The 16,895-nt window shown below is 72.6% G+C and carries 14 protein-coding genes; 1 reads left to right on the top strand and 13 read right to left on the bottom strand.

Annotated features, from left to right (window positions below):
• Positions 1-117: 117 nt before the first annotated feature.
• The gene (locus AB0C84_RS00515; RefSeq protein ID WP_361059628.1) at positions 118-1,785 is read left to right on the top strand and encodes an MFS transporter; all 1,668 of its coding nucleotides are present in this window, start codon (positions 118-120) and stop codon (positions 1,783-1,785) included.
• Positions 1,786-1,959: 174 nt separating this feature from the next.
• Here AB0C84_RS00515 and metK read toward each other — a convergent pair whose 3' ends face one another.
• The 13 genes from metK to pyrR form a co-directional block, all read right to left on the bottom strand.
• Positions 1,960-3,153, bottom strand: coding sequence for a methionine adenosyltransferase (gene metK / locus AB0C84_RS00510; protein WP_089312389.1), 1,194 nt, complete (start codon positions 3,151-3,153; stop codon positions 1,960-1,962).
• Positions 3,154-3,269: 116 nt separating this feature from the next.
• On the bottom strand, positions 3,270-4,517 hold the full coding sequence (gene coaBC, locus AB0C84_RS00505; RefSeq protein WP_361059625.1) for a bifunctional phosphopantothenoylcysteine decarboxylase/phosphopantothenate--cysteine ligase CoaBC: 1,248 nt from the start codon (positions 4,515-4,517) through the stop codon (positions 3,270-3,272).
• A 58-nt stretch (positions 4,518-4,575) separates the two neighbouring features.
• Positions 4,576-4,830 (bottom strand): DNA-directed RNA polymerase subunit omega, encoded by a 255-nt coding sequence (gene rpoZ, locus AB0C84_RS00500; RefSeq protein WP_131950118.1) that lies wholly within the window; start codon positions 4,828-4,830, stop codon positions 4,576-4,578.
• Between the two features lie 27 nt (positions 4,831-4,857).
• Complete coding sequence (gene gmk / locus AB0C84_RS00495) at positions 4,858-5,424, bottom strand: guanylate kinase (protein ID WP_179842860.1); 567 nt, start codon at positions 5,422-5,424, stop codon at positions 4,858-4,860.
• Between the two features lie 115 nt (positions 5,425-5,539).
• Positions 5,540-5,866: an integration host factor, actinobacterial type gene (gene mihF / locus AB0C84_RS00490; RefSeq protein WP_067463056.1), complete on the bottom strand. Its 327-nt coding sequence runs from the start codon at positions 5,864-5,866 to the stop codon at positions 5,540-5,542.
• Between the two features lie 773 nt (positions 5,867-6,639).
• Complete coding sequence (pyrF, locus tag AB0C84_RS00485; protein ID WP_179842861.1) at positions 6,640-7,344, bottom strand: orotidine-5'-phosphate decarboxylase; 705 nt, start codon at positions 7,342-7,344, stop codon at positions 6,640-6,642.
• On the bottom strand, positions 7,341-8,321 hold the full coding sequence (locus AB0C84_RS00480) for a dihydroorotate dehydrogenase (protein WP_361059620.1): 981 nt from the start codon (positions 8,319-8,321) through the stop codon (positions 7,341-7,343). Before AB0C84_RS00480 ends, pyrF begins: the two co-directional genes overlap by 4 nt.
• Positions 8,318-9,205 (bottom strand): dihydroorotate dehydrogenase electron transfer subunit, encoded by an 888-nt coding sequence (locus AB0C84_RS00475; protein WP_179842863.1) that lies wholly within the window; start codon positions 9,203-9,205, stop codon positions 8,318-8,320. Before AB0C84_RS00475 ends, AB0C84_RS00480 begins: the two co-directional genes overlap by 4 nt.
• 73 nt (positions 9,206-9,278) lie before the next feature.
• Positions 9,279-12,659: a carbamoyl-phosphate synthase large subunit gene (gene carB / locus AB0C84_RS00470; RefSeq protein WP_361059615.1), complete on the bottom strand. Its 3,381-nt coding sequence runs from the start codon at positions 12,657-12,659 to the stop codon at positions 9,279-9,281.
• Positions 12,659-13,774 (bottom strand): glutamine-hydrolyzing carbamoyl-phosphate synthase small subunit, encoded by a 1,116-nt coding sequence (carA, locus tag AB0C84_RS00465; RefSeq protein ID WP_361059612.1) that lies wholly within the window; start codon positions 13,772-13,774, stop codon positions 12,659-12,661. Before carA ends, carB begins: the two co-directional genes overlap by 1 nt.
• A complete protein-coding gene (locus AB0C84_RS00460) occupies positions 13,771-15,057 on the bottom strand; it encodes a dihydroorotase (RefSeq protein ID WP_338742257.1) in 1,287 nt (428 codons plus the stop codon). Before AB0C84_RS00460 ends, carA begins: the two co-directional genes overlap by 4 nt.
• The gene (locus AB0C84_RS00455; protein WP_179842866.1) at positions 15,054-15,995 is read right to left on the bottom strand and encodes an aspartate carbamoyltransferase catalytic subunit; all 942 of its coding nucleotides are present in this window, start codon (positions 15,993-15,995) and stop codon (positions 15,054-15,056) included. The genes AB0C84_RS00460 and AB0C84_RS00455 overlap by 4 nt, the downstream gene beginning before the upstream one ends.
• Positions 15,992-16,552, bottom strand: a complete 561-nt coding sequence (gene pyrR, locus AB0C84_RS00450; protein WP_258938912.1) for a bifunctional pyr operon transcriptional regulator/uracil phosphoribosyltransferase PyrR — start codon at positions 16,550-16,552, stop codon at positions 15,992-15,994. Before pyrR ends, AB0C84_RS00455 begins: the two co-directional genes overlap by 4 nt.
• Between the last annotated feature and the right edge of the window lie 343 nt (positions 16,553-16,895).

The raw sequence follows: 16,895 nt of genomic DNA, 5'->3' as shown, positions 1-16,895 counted from the left end.
GATCCGACAGCCGAACTCGCACGCTAGGGTTGGTCCGTTTGAACGGGGTGCGCGATCTCCGGCCCATTGCCCGACGCCCGTCCGCACCCTCGCCGTCCGACGAGCCCTGCAGGCGATGTGACCACAGCTCATGCCCATGAGCGGACGGACTCCCCGGCCAGCGACGGGGCGTCACGCCGTTCCCCCAGCCCCTCGGCCGCCTCCCGGTGGAAGAAGTGGGCACGCCACCCCGTGGTCGCCGCCACGCTGGCCGGCGCCGTCCTGCACCTGGTGTGGGGCCTGCTCCTCGCGACCGAGGGCGGCGACCTCGCGGCGCAGGCCGCGTGGACGGACTTCGCCTGGAAGCACCCCGGCGCGGCCTACAGCTTCGCCTGGTACGGCGGGATGCACCCCGCCTCCTACAGCCTCGTGTCGCCGTACCTGATGGCGCTGTTCGGCATCCGCACGGTCGCGGTGATCACGGGCACGCTCTGCGCGACCCTCACCGCCTGCCTGCTCAAGCAGTTCAGGGCTCCGGTCGCGCTGCCCGCCTCCCTGTGGGCCGCCTTCGCGCTGTCCTGCAACGCCGCCTCCGGGCGCGTCACGTTCGGCCTGGGGCTGATGTTCGCTCTCATGGCGACCATCGTGGCGTTCACCCCGCGCGGGACGCCCGCGCTGCGCGCCGCGGCGATGGTCGGGCTGAGCGTGCTGGCCTCGCTCGCGAGCCCTGTCGCGGGCCTGTTCCTGCTCGTGCTGGCCGCCGCGCTCTTCCTCACCGGGCGTCGCCGCGCCGGCGTCTGCGTCGCCGTTGGCCTGCCCGTCGTGGTCGGCACGACCAGCCTGCTCTTCCCGTTCAGCGGCGTCCAGCCGATCTCTCTCAACGCGATCGTGCTGCCCGCCGTCACCAGCGTCGCCGCGATCCTGTTCTGCGCGCCGAAGAGCTGGAGCTTCATCCGCACCGGCGCCGCCGTCTACCTGGCCGGGATCCTGCTGACCTGGCTGATCCCCTCCCCCATCGGCAGCAACGTCGAACGGCTCTCGCTGCTGTTCGGCGGCATGTTCCTGCTGTCGGCAGTCGCGCGCGCGCACGGGCGGCTGCGGATCGCCGTGCTGTCGCTGGCGTTCATCGTGACGGCGTCCTGGCAGGTCGTGAAGCCCGTCGACGACGTCATCCACACCGAGCCCGCGGCCACGGCCGCCGACCACGCCCGCGGCCTCATCGGCGAGCTGGGCGCCGTCGGCGCGGGCGACGCGCGCATCGAGGTCGTCCCGCTGCGCTCGCACTGGGAGTCCTCCGGCCTCAGCCGCCACTTCGCGCTCGCCCGGGGCTGGAACCGCCAGGTCGACGCCGAACGCCACGAGCTGTTCTACGAGAAGGGCGCGCTGACGCCCGCCTCCTACCGCGACTGGCTGCACAAGTGGGCCGTCCAGTACGTCGTCCTGCCCGAGCAGGAGGTCGACTGGTCCGCGCAGGAGGAGGCCGCCCTCGTCGAAGGCGGCCAGCCGTACCTGACGGAGATCTGGCGGGACGAGCACTGGCGGCTGTACCGCGTGGCGACCCCCACGCCGCTGGTCGACCGGCCCGCGTTCGTCAGCACGCTCGACTCCGGCAAGCTCGTCGTGGACATGCCCTCGCCCGGGTCCGTCCTGGTGCGCGTGTCCTGGTCTCCCTGGCTGAGAGCGACGGGCGGGGACGCCTGCCTGGCACGGGCGGGCGAGTTCGTCCGGTTGAAGGCGCGCACCCCGGGCCGCTACACCATCGCCGCTCCCTACGGCCTGCACCGCGGCAACCACTGCGCCCGCTGACCCCCGCCCAGCCGGCGCACGGCGGCCCGTCTCCACATCGGCGGCCGCAAGGCGGGGTCCGCTCACGGGGCATCCCCTTGTCACAGGCGCGGGGCAGGCACAGGCGCAGGGCGGGCACGGGCGCGTGAAGAAGGGCCCCGGGGTCGCCCGGGGCCCTTCTTCGCGGAAGACCGGTTACAGGCCGGCGGCGGAGGCCAGGTCCTTGGCGCGGTCGGTCGACTCCCAGGAGAAGTCGGGCTCCTCGCGGCCGAAGTGGCCGTAGGCGGCCGTCTGCTGGTAGATCGGGCGGAGCAGGTCCAGGTCGCGGACGATCGCGGCCGGACGCAGGTCGAAGACGTCCCCGATCGCCTTCTCGATCTTCTCGGGGGCGACCTTCTCGGTGCCGAACGTCTCCACGAACACCCCGACCGGGTGGGCCTTGCCGATCGCGTAGGCGACCTGCACCTCGGCGCGGTCGGCGAGCTGCGCGGCGACGATGTTCTTGGCGACCCAGCGCATCGCGTACGCGGCGGAGCGGTCGACCTTGGACGGGTCCTTGCCGGAGAACGCGCCGCCGCCGTGCCGGGCCATGCCGCCGTAGGTGTCCACGATGATCTTGCGGCCGGTGAGGCCGGCGTCGCCCATCGGGCCGCCGATCTCGAAGCGGCCGGTGGGGTTCACCAGCAGCCGGTAGTTCTCGGTGTCGAGCTCGAACTCGGCGAGCACCGGGTCGACGACGTGCTCCTTGACGTCGGGGCCCAGCAGCTCCTTGAGGTCGATGTCGGGAGCGTGCTGGCTGGACACCACGACGGTGTCGAGGCGGACGCCGCGGTCGCCGTCGTACTCGATGGTGACCTGGGTCTTGCCGTCGGGGCGCAGGTAGGGCACGTCGCCGCTCTTGCGGACCGCCGACAGCCGCCGGGCGAGCCGGTGCGCCAGCGTGATCGGCAGCGGCATCAGCTCGGGCGTCTCGTTGGTGGCGTAGCCGAACATCAGGCCCTGGTCGCCGGCGCCCTGCCGGTCCAGGTCGTCGACGCCCTCGCCCTCGCGGGTCTCGTAGGCGTCGTCCACGCCCTGCGCGATGTCGGGCGACTGCGCGCCGATGGACACCGACACGCCGCAGGAGTGGCCGTCGAAGCCCTTCTTGGACGAGTCGTAGCCGATCTCCAGGATCTTCTCCCGGATCACGCCCGGGATGTCCACATAGGTCTCGGTGGTGACCTCACCGGCCACATGGACCTGACCGGTCGTGATCATCGTCTCGACGGCGACCCGGCTCTTCGGGTCGTCCTTGAGCATCGAGTCGAGGATCGCGTCGCTGATCTGGTCCGCGATCTTGTCCGGGTGACCCTCGGTCACCGACTCGGAGGTGAACAGGCGGCGAGACACGTACGTGAACTCCTTGCAGCGGCTGCTGACTGACGTCGCAGAACGGATTCTTTGTCGAGTTCGGCGAGGGACGCCGCCCCCCGCCATGGGTTCCCCACGATGTTAGGCCCAGAAGTCTAGCGGGATCGGCGCCCTTCGCCCTGGCCTTGGCCTGACGTGCGCTCCAACCGCGCGGCGACGAGGTCCCACACGACCTCGGCGAGCGCCTCCTTGGCCCCGCGCGGCACCTCCGTCCGCGACCCGTCGGCGCCGAGGATGGTCGCGGCGTTGTCGGGACGGCCGAAGGTCAGGTTCTCGCCGACCTGGTTGACGACGAGGAGGTCGCTGCCCTTGCGGGCGAGCTTGGCCAGGCCGTTGGCGAGGACGTCGTCGGTCTCGGCCGCGAACCCCACGACGACCTGGCCGGGCCTGCGGATCCTGCCCAGCTCGGCCAGGATGTCGGGGTTCTTCACGAGCCGGATCGGCTCGGGCTCCGTCCCCTCGGTTTTCTTGATCTTGGAGTCGCGGTAGCCGGACGGGCGGAAGTCGGCGACGGCAGCGGCCATGACGACCGCGTCGGCCGATCCGGCGGCCTTCACGACGGCCTCGCGCATCTCCTCCGCCGATCCGACGGCGACGGTCTCGGCGCCCGCCGGGTCGGGCAGGGCGACGTTCGCCGAGACGAGCGTCACCCGGGCGCCGCGGGCCGCGGCGGTCCGGGCCAGGGCGTAGCCCTGCAGGCCCGACGAGCGGTTCCCGATGAAGCGGACGGGGTCGATGGCCTCCCGGGTGCCCCCGGCCGAGACCACCACGTGCCGTCCGGCGAGGTCGCGCCCCGCGGCGCCGCGGGCCAGCACGTGCCGGGCCACCTCGAACAGCTCGGCGGGGTCGGGCAGCCGGCCGGGACCGGTGTCCTTGCCCGTGAGGCGTCCGGACGCGGGCTCGACGACGACGGCGCCGCGCTCCCGCAGCGTCGCCACGTTGGCCTGCGTCGCCGGGTGCTGCCACATCTCGGTGTGCATCGCGGGTGCGAACGCCACGGGGCAGCGGGCGGTGAGCAGGGTGTTGGTCAGCAGGTCGTCGGCGAGGCCGTGCGCCGCCTTGGCGAGCAGGTCGGCGGTCGCCGGTGCGACGAACACCAGGTCGGCCTGCTGACCGAGCCGGACGTGCGGAACCTCGGCGACGCCGTCCCAGACGCGCGGCGACACCGGCTTGCCGGACAGGGCGGCCCAGGTGGGTTCTCCGACGAAGCGAAGCGCGTCCGCGGTCGGCACGACGGTGACGTCGTGGCCCGACTCGGTGAGCCGCCGGAGCAGCTCGCACGCCTTGTACGCGGCGATGCCGGCGCTCACGCCGAGCACGACGCGCGGCTTGGGGGAGGTCATGTGGCCCACGATCCCATCACGCGCCGCCCGTTCTCCGCCCGGGGTGGGCGCTGCGGGCTCAGCCCTCGATGGGCTCGGCGTTCAGGAGGCCCTCGCGCGTCTCGCGGAGCGCGATCGACAGCGGCTTCTCCTGGACCTGCGTCTCGACGAGCGGGCCGACGTACTCCAGCAGGCCCTCGCCCAGCTGGGCGTAGTAGGCGTTGATCTGCCGGGCGCGCTTGGCCGCGATGCTCACGAGGCCGTACTTGGTGTCGACGACCTCAAGGAGCTCGTCGATCGAGGGGTTGGTGATGCCCTCGTTGCTGACTGCCACTCGGTGGCCTTCCGTAGGTTGAACAGGCTACTGGTCAGCCATCAAGGCTAGCAGCTCGCCGCACACGTCCCGAACGGACGTGTTGACGAGCGTGACGTCGAACTCCTTCTCGGCGGCGAGCTCGACGCGGGCCGCGTCGAGGCGGCGCTCGATGACCTCGGGGGGCTCGGTGCCGCGTCCGGTGAGGCGGCGGACGAGCTCCTCCCAGCTGGGGGGAGCGAGGAACACCAGCCGCGCCTCGGACATGGACCGGCGGACCTGCCGGGCGCCCTGGAGGTCGATCTCCAGCAGCACCGGTTCGCCGCGGGCGAGGCGTTCCTCGACGGGCCGGCGCGGGGTTCCGTAGCGGTTGCCCGCGAACTCGGCCCATTCGAGGAGCTGCCCCTCGGCGACGAGCCGGTCGAAACCGGCGTCGTCGACGAAGAAGTACTGCACACCGTCGGTCTCACCCGGGCGGGGAGCCCGGGTGGTCACCGAGACCGACAGCCACACCCGGGGGTGTGAGCGCCGGATCTCGGCGACGACCGTGCTCTTGCCGACGCCCGACGGCCCGGACAGGACCGTCAGCCGCCGCGCGAGCGGGCCATGCGGCATGGAGCCTTCCGGCGCAGCGATGGGTGCGCCGGAGCCGGACGGGATGGTGCCGTTCCCGGGTCGCCCCGAGCCGGCCGCGGCGGTCTGACCGCCGCGCCCGCCCGTGAGTCGCGCGTCAGCGGTTCGCACTTCCGCCGAACTCACGCTCCAGGGATGCGCGCTGGTTGGCGCCGAGGCCCCGCACACGGCGGGACTCGGCGATGCCCAGGCGCTCCATGATCTGCTTCGCACGGACCTTGCCCACACCGGGCAGCGATTCCAGGAGGGCCGACACCTTCATCTTTCCGATGACGTCGTCGGCCTGACCCTCTTTGAGAACCTCGGCGAGCGAGGTTCCCCCGTGCTTCAGCTTGTTCTTAACCTCGGCCCGCTCCTTGCGCGCCTTGGCAGCCTTCTCCAGGGCTGCGGCGCGCTGTTCGGGGGTTAGGGGCGGAAGAGCCACGCCGGGTCACCTCAGGTTTCCACTCGACGGAGTCGGACGGGTTGGGAAACTAGCGAGTTCACCACCCATAAGGCAACGTGAAGTGCCGTTTAGCCCGCCACAAATTCACGAAAATCACTCCTCGGAGTGTCCTGAATGCAGAGTGTACCCAACTCGGCCCCCTCGGCGCCGCATCCCCTTGCCTTGCTGGGACTTTCGCATGATCGTGAAAATCCGCCCGTTCTGGCCGTAAATATGGCACCGGGCACCGCTTCGCCGCTGCGCTTCGCGCCCCCGAAGGGCCGGTCCGCCACCGTCCCGGCACCCTCGCCCGGGGCCCCGCAAAGGCGCCGCCGCGGGCCCTCCCACAAGTGATCCCGACCGAGTGACACTCGTCACCCCGCGCCGTTCCGCACGTCGCCCCGGCACCGTTACTGTCATCCTCGACAACACACCCGCCAAGATCGTTCGCTCCGCCCGGAGGACACCCGCACCGCACCAGCTCCCCCAGCCCGCCGCCAGGGCGCCCCATGGACGCGGAGACGCCGGCCGTCGCACCGGAGACTCCCCCCGGTCGGGAAACGACCCCTCCGCGTGAACGAGTTCGCCGTTCGGCACGTATCGCAAAGCGGCGACTCCGTCCCCGCATTCGCATGCGACTAAAACCACAATCGCGATCGCTCGTGCCACAAAACTCACCCACAAAGCGGTTCTGTGCGCCGTGCACCAATGGCGTGCCGGGCCCGTCCGCGCACGGCGGCCGTGCCCGCCCGGGACTCGCGCCCGGCCCGCGCTCAGCCCGTGCCGGCGGACGTGCGGCGCAGCGCGGCGGCGATGGCGGCCGCGGCGGCGCCGGGATCGGGGGCCCCGGTGATGGGACGGCCGATGACCAGCAGGTCGGCGCCGGCGGCCAGCGCGGCCTCGGGGGTGGCGACGCGGGCCTGGTCCTGGTTGCCCGAGCCGGCGGGACGGATGCCGGGCGTGATGAGCGTGATGTCCGGGCCGACCTCGGCGCGGACGGCGGCGGCCTCCTGCGGGGAGCACACGAGGGCCTGAGCGCCCGCCTCGACGGCGAGGACGGCCAGCCGGCGGACGGCGTCCGGGGCGGGCCCCGCGAGGCCGAGGGCGGTGAGATCGGCGTCCCCGAGGGACGTCAGCACCGTCACCGCGGCGATCTTGGTGGCGGGGACGGCCTGCACCGCCTCCCGGATCATCGCGGGCCCCCCGGCGGCGTGCACGGTCAGGTAGGCCGGCTTGAGGCGCGCCACGGCGCGGGCGGCGCCGCGGACGGTGGCGGGGATGTCGTGCAGCTTGAGGTCGAGGAACACTTGGACGCGGCTGGCGCCCCGCACGCTGGCGACGACGTCGGGCCCGTACCGCAGGTACAGCTCCAGGCCCACCTTGACGGTGGAGACGTGCGGCGTGACCAGGGTGGCCCAGCGCGCGGCGGTCTCCAGGTCGGGCGCGTCCAGCGCGACGGCGATGGGGGCGTCGGTCACAGCTTCTCCTTCTCCGGTTCTTGCGGGCGCACCTGGGGCGGGACGTACCCGGCGGGCTTGTGCGCGAGGCCGACCGCGTCGGCGAGGCGGCCGATGCGGCGGGCCGCCAGCGCCTCCTCCAGCTCGCGCAGCACGCGCGGCCCGGCCGCGGGGTCGTGGAACAGGGCGGTGCCGACGGCGACGGCGGAGGCCCCGGCGAGGATGAACTCCAGGGCGTCCAGTCCGGTGGAGATGCCGCCGACGCCGATGATGGGGGTGGTGGGCAGCGCGGCGTGCACCTGGTAGACGCAGCGGACCGCGACGGGCCGCACGGCGGGCCCGGACAGGCCGCCGGACACGCCCGTGAGGGCCGGACGCAGCGTCTGCGGGTCGATCGCCATGGCGTCCATGGTGTTGATCAGGGTGAGGCCGTCGGCGCCCGCGTCGACGCACGCGAGCGCGATGGTGACGATGTCGGTCACGTCGGGGGCGAGCTTGGCGAAGACCGGGAGGCCGGGCCGGGCGTGCGCGCACACGGCCCGCACGACGGACGCGGCGGCGGCCGGGTGCCAGCCGAACATGCGGCCGCGGTCCTCGACGTTGGGGCAGGCGACGTTGACCTCGATCGCGGCGACGCCCGGGACGTTGCGGAGGCGGCGCGCGAGGTCGCCGTACTCCTCGACGCTGCTTCCCGCGACGGACACGATCGTGCGGACCTCCTGCTCGATGAGCCAGGGCAGGTCGCGTTCCAGGAAGGTCTCCACGCCGGGGCCGGGCAGGCCCATGGCGGTCAGGAGGCCGCTGGGGGTCTCGGTCACGCGCGGTGTGGGCCGTCCCGCGCGCGCTTGCGCCATCACCGACGTGGTGACGAACGCGCCGAGGCGGGTGAGATCGAAGAACTGGGCGAGCTCCCGTCCCGTCCCGCCGCACCCGGAGGCCGTCAGGACGGGGTTGGGCAGCTCCAGCGGCCCGAGGGTGGTCGTGACCCGCTCGCTCACTGCAGGCCCCCTTCAGAGACGCTCAGGACGCGCGGCGCGCCGAGCGCGTCGAACGGGATGGTTCCGAGGTCGCCCCAGCGGACGCGGTCGCCGCGCAGGACGGGGCCGTCCGCGCAGGCGCGGACCATGCGGGTCACGCCGTCCTCGCCGTGGACGGGGAGCATGCACGTCATGCACACGCCGATGCCGCACGCGCCGGTCTGCTGGAGGAACTCCTCGACCGACACCTGCGAGGGCAGGCCGAAGTCGCCGGCGATCTGGGTGAGCGAGCGGAGCAGGGCCGTCGGGCCGCAGCCGTAGACGACGTCCGCGCCCGTCTCCTCGATGACGCGGGGCAGCACGTCGCGGACGGTGCCCTTCTCCCCCATCGACCCGTCCTCGGTGACCACGGCCGAGCTGTCGCCGATGCGCTGCGCCATGCGGGACCCGAACACCTGCCGGGCGGAGGCGCCGGCGAGCACGAAGTGCACCCGGCAGCCGCGCCGCAGCAGCGTGTCGGCCAGCGCGAACACGGCCGCGCCGCCGGGCCCGCCGCCGACGAGGAGGCAGGTGACGGGATCACGGGGCAGCCGGAACGGGCGGCCGAGCGGCCCGACGAGGTCGATCTGGTCGCGGGAGCGGCGGCCGGCGAGCCAGGCGGTGCCGGGCTCGGTGTCGGCGAACACCAGTTCGACGGTGCCGCCGTAGTCGGACTTGACCTCGTGCACCCCGATGCACCGGCGCACCAGGCGGGACGTGTGCTCGCCGCCCACGGCCAGCGCCACGAACTGGCCGGGCCTGAACCGTTCGGCGATGGCCGGGGCCACCAGCGTCATCGCGCGGTAGTCCTGCACCTGGCGGACCGTCAGAACCGTCGCCGAGGTCTGCACCGGCGTGTCGGACACCCGTCTCCCTCTCCTCATCGCGTGCGCCGGGCGGTCCGGCCGGCGTCGCGCCCGCCCGGACCGCCCGGTCCTGTCAGCCGGGCGACACAGCGCCGTCCCCGCCGTCCGCGGCCGTCGTGCCGGAGGCGCCGGCGCGGCCGTGCGCGCCGCTGAGCCGCTCGGCGTGCTCCTGGAGGGAGCGGACGCCGACCTGGCCGCCGGCGACGGCCTCGATGCCCTGCACGGCCGCCGCGAGCCCCTGGACGGTCGTCACGCACGGTACGCCCCGCAGCACGGCCGCGGTACGGATCTCGTAGCCGTCGAGCCGCGGCCCGGACTGGCCGGGGCTGCCGAAGGGAGTGTTGACGATGAGGTCGACCTCGCCGTCGAGGACGCGCCGCACGATCGTGGGCTCGCCGGACGGGCCCGGACCCTCGCTGTGCTTGCGCACGATCTTGGCACGCACGCCGTTGCGGCGCAGGACCTCCGCGGTCCCCTCCGTGGCAAGAATCTCAAAGCCCAGGTCAGCCAGGCGCTTCACGGGGAACACCATGTGCCGTTTGTCGCGGTTCGCCACGGACACGAACGCGCGCCCCTTGGTCGGCAGCGACCCGTAGGCCGCCTGCTGCGACTTGGCGAACGCGGTGCCGAACACCTCGTCGATGCCCATGACCTCGCCTGTGGAGCGCATCTCGGGGCCGAGGACGATGTCGACGCCCTGCCCGTGCTCGTTGCGGAACCGGTCGAACGGCAGGACGGCCTCCTTCACCGCGATCGGCGCGTCCAGCGGCAGGGTCCCGCCGTCGCCGGCCTCGGGCAGCATGCCCTCGGCGCGCAGCTCGGCGATGGTCGTGCCCATCATCACCCGGGCCGCCGCCTTGGCGAGCGGAACGGCGGTCGCCTTGGAGACGAACGGCACCGTGCGGGAGGCCCGCGGGTTCGCCTCCAGCACGTACAGGACGCCCGCGGACAGCGCGTACTGGACGTTCATCAGCCCGCGCACGCCGACGCCGCGCGCGAGCGCCTCCGTCGACTCGCGGATGCGGCGGATGTCGTCGTGCCCCAGCGTGATCGGCGGCAGGGCGCACGCCGAGTCGCCGGAGTGGATGCCCGCCTCCTCGATGTGCTCCATCACGCCGCCGAGGTACAGCTCCTCGCCGTCGAACAGGGCGTCCACGTCGATCTCGATGGCCTCGTCCAGGAAGCGGTCGACCAGGACGGGGTGCTCGGGGCTCGCCTCGGTGGCGCGGGCCATGTACGACTCCAGCGTGGCGTCGTCGTACACGATCTCCATGCCGCGCCCGCCCAGCACGTAGGACGGGCGGACGAGCACCGGGTAGCCGATCTCGGCGGCGATCTCCCGGGCCTCCTCGTAGGACGTGGCCGTGCCGTGCTTGGGCGCGAGCAGCCCCGCCCTGTGCAGGACGCGGCCGAACGCCCCGCGCTCCTCGGCGAGGTGGATGCTCTCCGGTGAGGTGCCCACGATCGGCACGCCGGCGTCCTTCAGCTTCTGCGCGAGCCCGAGGGGCGTCTGGCCGCCGAGCTGGACGATGACGCCCGCGACCTCGCCGGACTGCTGCTCCGCGTAGACGACCTCCAGGACGTCCTCCAGCGTGAGCGGCTCGAAGTAGAGCCGGTCGGAGGTGTCGTAGTCGGTGGAGACCGTCTCGGGGTTGCAGTTGACCATCACGGTCTCGTAGCCCGCCTCGGCCAGCGTGAACGACGCGTGGACGCAGGAGTAGTCGAACTCGACGCCCTGCCCGATGCGGTTGGGGCCGCTGCCCAGGATGAGGACCTTCGGCTTCGCGCCCGGCGGTACCTCGGTCTCCTCGTCGTAGGCGGAGTAGAGGTAGGGGGTCTGGGCGGCGAACTCGGCGGCGCAGGTGTCCACGGTCAGGTAGACCGGGCGGATGCCGAGGGCGTGCCGCAGCTCGCGCACTACCTCTTCGGAGAGGTTGCGGAGCTCGCCGATCTGCGCGTCGGAGAACCCGTGCCGCTTGGCGCGCAGCAGCTTGTCCTTGGTGAGCGCGTCGTCGGCGGTGCGGATCTCCTCCGCGACCTCGTTGATGGCGGCGATCTGGTCCAGGAACCAGGGGTCGATGCCCGTCGCCTCGTACAGCTCCTCGATGCCGGCTCCGGCCCAGAGCGCGCGCTGGACGTCCCTGAGCCGCCCGTCGTGGGGGCGCCGGGCCGACTCGACGAGCTCGGCGGCGTCGACCTCGCCCGCCCAGCTGAACGAGGTGCCCTTCTGCTCGAGGGACCGCAGTGCCTTCTGCAGGGCCTCGGTGAAGCACCGCCCGATGGCCATGGCCTCGCCCACGGACTTCATGTGCGTGGTGAGCGTGCCGTCGGCGCCGGGGAACTTCTCGAACGCGAACCGGGGCACCTTCACCACGACGTAGTCGAGCGTCGGCTCGAACGAGGCGGGCGTCTCCCGGGTGATGTCGTTCGGGATCTCGTCCAGGGTGTACCCGATGGCCAGCTTCGCGGCGATCTTGGCGATGGGGAAGCCGGTGGCCTTGGAGGCCAGGGCCGAGGACCGCGACACCCGCGGGTTCATCTCGATGACGATCATCCGGCCGGTGCCGGGGTGCACGGCGAACTGGATGTTGCAGCCGCCGGTGTCGACGCCGACCTCGCGGATCACCGCGATCGCGACGTCCCGCATGTTCTGGTACTCGCGGTCGGTCAGCGTCAGCGCGGGCGCGACCGTGATCGAGTCGCCGGTGTGCACGCCCATCGGGTCGAGGTTCTCGATCGAGCACACGATCACCACGTTGTCGCGGCGGTCGCGCATGACCTCCAGCTCGTACTCCTTCCAGCCGAGGATCGACTCCTCCAGGAGCACCTCGCCGGTCGGGGACGCGTCCAGCCCGGCCCCGGCGATGCGGCGGAGGTCGTCCTCGTCGTGGGCGAAGCCGGAGCCGCGCCCGCCCATCGTGAAGGACGGCCGGACGACGAGCGGGTAGCCGAGCTCGCCGGCCGCCGCCAGGCAGTCCTGCATCGAGTGGCAGATGACCGACCGGGCGGACTCGGCGTTCAGGCCCTGCTCGCGGGCGACCTTGGCGACGACCTCCTTGAACCGCTCCCGGTTCTCCCCGGCCTGGATCGCGTCGACGTCGGCGCCGATCAGCTCGACCCCGTACCTGGCCAGGACGCCGCCCTCGTAGAGCGCGATGGCGGTGTTGAGGGCCGTCTGGCCGCCGAGGGTGGGCAGCAGCGCGTCCGGCCGCTCCTTGGCGATGATCTTCTCGACGACCTCGGGGGTGATCGGCTCGACGTAGGTGGCGTCGGCGAACTCGGGGTCGGTCATGATCGTGGCCGGGTTGCTGTTCACCAGCGTGACCCGCAGGCCCTCGGCCTTGAGCACCCGGCACGCCTGGGTGCCGGAGTAGTCGAACTCGCACGCCTGGCCGATGACGATCGGCCCGGAGCCGATGACCAGGACGGAGTTCAGGTCTTCGCGGCGCGGCATTACTTCGACGCCTCCATCAGGTCGCAGAAACGGTCGAAGAGCCCGGAGGCGTCGTGGGGGCCGGCCGCGGCCTCCGGGTGGTACTGGACGCTGAACGCCGGGCGCTCCAGCAGCCTGAGCCCCTCGACGCACCCGTCGTTCAGGTTGACGTGGCTGACCTCGCCGGGCCCGTAGGGGGTGTCGAACGGCCCGTCGGCCGGGGCGTCCACGGCGAACCCGTGGTTGTGCGCCGACACGTCGACCTTGCCGGTCGCCCGGTCCTGGACGGGCTGGTTGATGCCCCGGTGGCCGAACCTCAGCTTGTAGGTGCCGAGGCCGAGCGCGCGGCCGAAGATCTGGTTGCCGAAGCAGATGCCGAAGAACGGCGTCCCGGTGTCCAGGACGCCCTTCAGCGCGTCCACGGCGTAGTCCGCGGCGGCCGGGTCGCCGGGGCCGTTGGAGAAGAACACGCCGTCGGGGGCGAGGGCGAGGATGTCCGCGGCCGTGCTGGTCGCCGGCAGGACGTGCACCTCGCAGCCCCGCTCGGACATCCGGTACGGCGTCATCGACTTGATGCCGAGGTCGACGGCCGCGACCGTGTAGCGCTTCTCGCCCCGCGCCGGGACGATGTAGGGCTCCCTGGTGGAGACGTCCCGGGCCAGGTCGGCGCCCTCCATCGAGGGACTCTGCCGGACGCGCTCGACGAGGGCGTCCGCGCCGGGCCCGGCGGCGTCGCCGCTGAAGATGCCGGCGCGCATCGCGCCCCGGTCGCGCAGGTGCCGCGTCAGGGCCCGCGTGCCGGGCAGGGCGATGCCCACCACCCCCTGCTCGCGCAGCGCGGAGCCGAGCGAGCCCGTGGCGCGCCAGTTGGACGCGACGCGGGCGGGCTCGCGCACCACGTAGCCGGCCACCTGGATGCGGCGCGACTCGGGGTCCTCGGCGTTGACGCCGGTGTTGCCGATGTGCGGGGACGTCATCGCCACGATCTGGCGCGCGTAGGAGGGGTCGGTCAGGGTCTCCTGGTAGCCGGTCATGCCGGTGTTGAAGACCATCTCGCCGAAGGTCTCCCCCTCGGCCCCGTACCCGGCCCCGTGGAACACCCTGCCGTCTTCCAGAACGAGCAGAGCAGGGTTCATTGGAGCTTCCCTTCGAGGACGGTCGGCTTGCCGCGCAGGAACGTCGCCACGACCCGGCCGGGCAGCTCCAGCCCCGCGAACGGGGTGTTGCGGCTCTTGGAGGTCATCGCGGACGGGTCCACGGCGCGGCGCGGCGACGGGTCGTACAGCGTGATGTTGGCGGGCGAACCTGCCTCGAGCGGACGACCCTGTCCGGAAAGGCGGCCGATGCGCGCGGGGCGGAACGACATGCGGTCGGCGACCCCGGCCCAGTCGAGCAGCCCGGTCTCGACCATGGACTCCTGGACGACCGGCAGCGCCGTCTCCAGGCCGATCATGCCCATGGCGGCCACGGCCCACTCGGTCTCCTTGGCCTCGACCGGGTGCGGGGCGTGGTCGGTGGCGACGCAGTCGATCGTCCCGTCGGCGAGGGCGTGCCGCAGCGCGGTGACGTCGTCGGCGGTGCGCAGCGGCGGGTTGACCTTGAAGATCGGGTCGTAGGAGCCGGCCTTGGCGTCGTTCAGCAGCAGGTGGTGGGGGGTGACCTCGGCGGTCACCGGGCAGCCCTTGCTCTTCGCCCACCGGATGATCTCCACCGACCCGGCCGTGGAGACGTGGCACACGTGCAGCCGCGACCCGACGTGCTGGGCGAGCAGGACGTCCCGGGCGATGATCGCCTCCTCGGCGACCGCGGGCCAGCCGCGCAGGCCGAGCGCCGCGGACATCTCGCCCTCGTTCATCTGGGCGCCCTCGGTGAGGCGCGGCTCCTGGGCGTGCTGGGCGACGACGCCGTCGAACGCCTTCACGTACTCCAGGGCCCGGCGCATGATGACCGCGTCCGACACGCAGTGCCCGTCGTCGGAGAACACCCGCACCCCGGCGGCGGAGTCGGCCATCGCGCCCAGCTCGGCGAGCTGCTCGCCGGCGATGCCGCGCGTGACGGCCCCGACCGGCTGGACGTCGCAGTACCCGGCCTCGCGCCCGAGGCGCCACACCTGCTCGACCACGCCGGCCGTGTCGGCGACGGGGTCGGTGTTGGCCATCGCGTGGACGGCCGTGTACCCGCCCATCGCGGCGGCCCGCGTGCCGGACTCGACGGTCTCGGCGTCCTCGCGGCCCGGCTCGCGCAGGTGGGTGTGCAGGTCCACGAGACCCGGCAGGGCGACCAGCCCGGCGGCGTCGACGACCTCGGCGCCGGCCTCGTCCAGGCCGGTCCCGACCGCGGCGATGGCGCCGTCGCGGACCAGGACGTCGGCGGCCGCGCCGCCGAGGATCCGGGCGCCCTTGATGATGTAGGTGCTCACTGGGGGACCTCCTGGCCGATGGCGGGCTCGGAGCCTCCGAGCAGCAGGTAGAGGACGGCCATGCGCGCGCTGACGCCGTTGGCGACCTGCTCGACGATCGTGGAGCGGACCGAGTCGGCGACCTCGGCGGCGATCTCGACGCCGCGGTTCATCGGCCCGGGGTGCATGACGATGGCGTGGTCGGGGAGCTCGGCCATGCGCTCGGCGTCCAGCCCGTAGCGGCGGCTGTACTCGCGCACCGTCGGGAAGTAGGCGGCGTTCATGCGCTCCTGCTGGACCCGCAGCATCATGATCACGTCGCTCTTGGGGAGGACGGCGTCCAGGTCGTAGGACACCGAGCATGGCCAGGTGCCGATCGCGACCGGCAGCAGCGTCGGCGGCGCGACCACGGTCACGTCGGCGCCGAGCGTGTCCAGCAGCAGGACGTTGGATCGTGCCACACGGCTGTGCAGCACGTCCCCGACGATCGTGACCTTGCGGCCCTCCAGGTCGCCCAGGCGCTTGCGCATCGTGAACGCGTCCAGGAGCGCCTGCGTGGGGTGCTCGTGGGTCCCGTCGCCGGCGTTGACCACGCTGCCCCGCACCCAGCCGGCCAGCCGGTGCGGCGCGCCCGAGGCGTTGTGCCGGATGACGACGCCGTCGGCGCCCATCGCCTCCAGCGTGAGCGCCGTGTCCTTCAGGCTCTCGCCCTTGGACACGCTGGAGCCCTTGGCCGAGAAGTTGATCACATCGGCCGACAGCCGCTTGGCCGCGGCCTCGAACGAGATGCGGGTGCGGGTGGAGTCCTCGAAGAACAGGTTGACGACCGTCCGGCCGCGCAGCGTCGGGAGCTTCTTGATGGAGCGGCCCGCGATCTGCGCGAGCTCCTCGGCCGTGTCGAGGACGAGCAGCGCGTCGTCGCGGCTCAGGTCGCCGGCGGAGATCAGATGGCGGTTCATTCGGCACCCCCCGTCGGGCCGAGCAGCACCGCGTCGCGCCCGTCGTTCTCGTCCAGCAGGACCTTCACGGTCTCGCGCATCGAGGTGGGCAGGTTCTTGCCCACGTAGTCGGCGCGGATCGGCAGCTGCCGGTGCCCGCGGTCCACCAGCACCGCCAGCTGGACGGCGCGGGGCCGGCCGAGGTCGTTCAGCGAGTCCAGCGCGGCGCGCACCGTCCGTCCGGAGAACAGCACGTCGTCGACGAGCACGACGACCCTGTCGTCGATCCCGTCGGCGGGCAGCTCCGTGCGGCCGAGGGCGCGGGCGGGCCGCATCCGCAGGTCGTCCCGGTACATGGTCACGTCGAGCGAGCCCCAGGGCACCGGGCGGCCCTCGACCTCGCGCAGCGCCCCGGCGAGCCTCTCGGCCAGCGTCACGCCGCGGGTCTGGATGCCGAGCAGCAGGACGTCGTGGCCGCCCTTGGTCCGCTCGAGGATCTCGTGTGCGATACGGGTCAGCGCGCGTCGGATGTCGGGACCCTCCAGAACGGCCTTGGGCCGGGGGTCACCGTCCGCCACGCGATGTTCCTGCCTGGAGGCAGCATTCACCGCCGAAACCTCCTTCCCCGCCTCACGGGACGGGCCTTAAAGGACGTCGTGTCCCCCACACGTTAGCAGCCGGGCCCGCCTGCCCAGCACCCCGGGCCGGTCCACGTCTTCGCAGGTGAGAGGGGTCACATTCGGAGGCCATCCGGAGGGCGGCGCGGTCGCCGCGCCGGGCCCCCGCACCCCCGCCCGCACGGGCCGGACGCGATCCGGACGGCCCGGATCGAGTCCTGCGGATTCGACCGCTTTTTTCCAATCAGCTTGACCTGGGGCCGTACCCGTTTTACCGTCACTGTCCGTAACCATCCCTGGAGAC

The sequence above is a fragment of the Actinomadura sp. NPDC048955 genome (assembly GCF_040649435.1).
Taxonomy (GTDB): domain Bacteria; phylum Actinomycetota; class Actinomycetes; order Streptosporangiales; family Streptosporangiaceae; genus Spirillospora; species Spirillospora luteofluorescens.
The sequence above is the reverse complement of the archived record's forward strand: the minus strand, read 5'-3'. Positions and strand labels throughout refer to the sequence as shown.

Coding starts and splice junctions, on each gene's coding strand:
- carB (WP_361059615.1), bottom strand. CDS start 12,659: ATGCCGCGCCGCGAAGACCTGAACTCCGTCCTGGTCATCGGCTCCGGG.
- gmk (WP_179842860.1), bottom strand. CDS start 5,424: ATGCCGCATGGCCCGCTCGCGCGGCGGCTGACGGTCCTGTCCGGGCCG.
- carA (WP_361059612.1), bottom strand. CDS start 13,774: ATGAACCCTGCTCTGCTCGTTCTGGAAGACGGCAGGGTGTTCCACGGG.
- coaBC (WP_361059625.1), bottom strand. CDS start 4,517: ATGACCTCCCCCAAGCCGCGCGTCGTGCTCGGCGTGAGCGCCGGCATC.
- AB0C84_RS00455 (WP_179842866.1), bottom strand. CDS start 15,995: ATGAACCGCCATCTGATCTCCGCCGGCGACCTGAGCCGCGACGACGCG.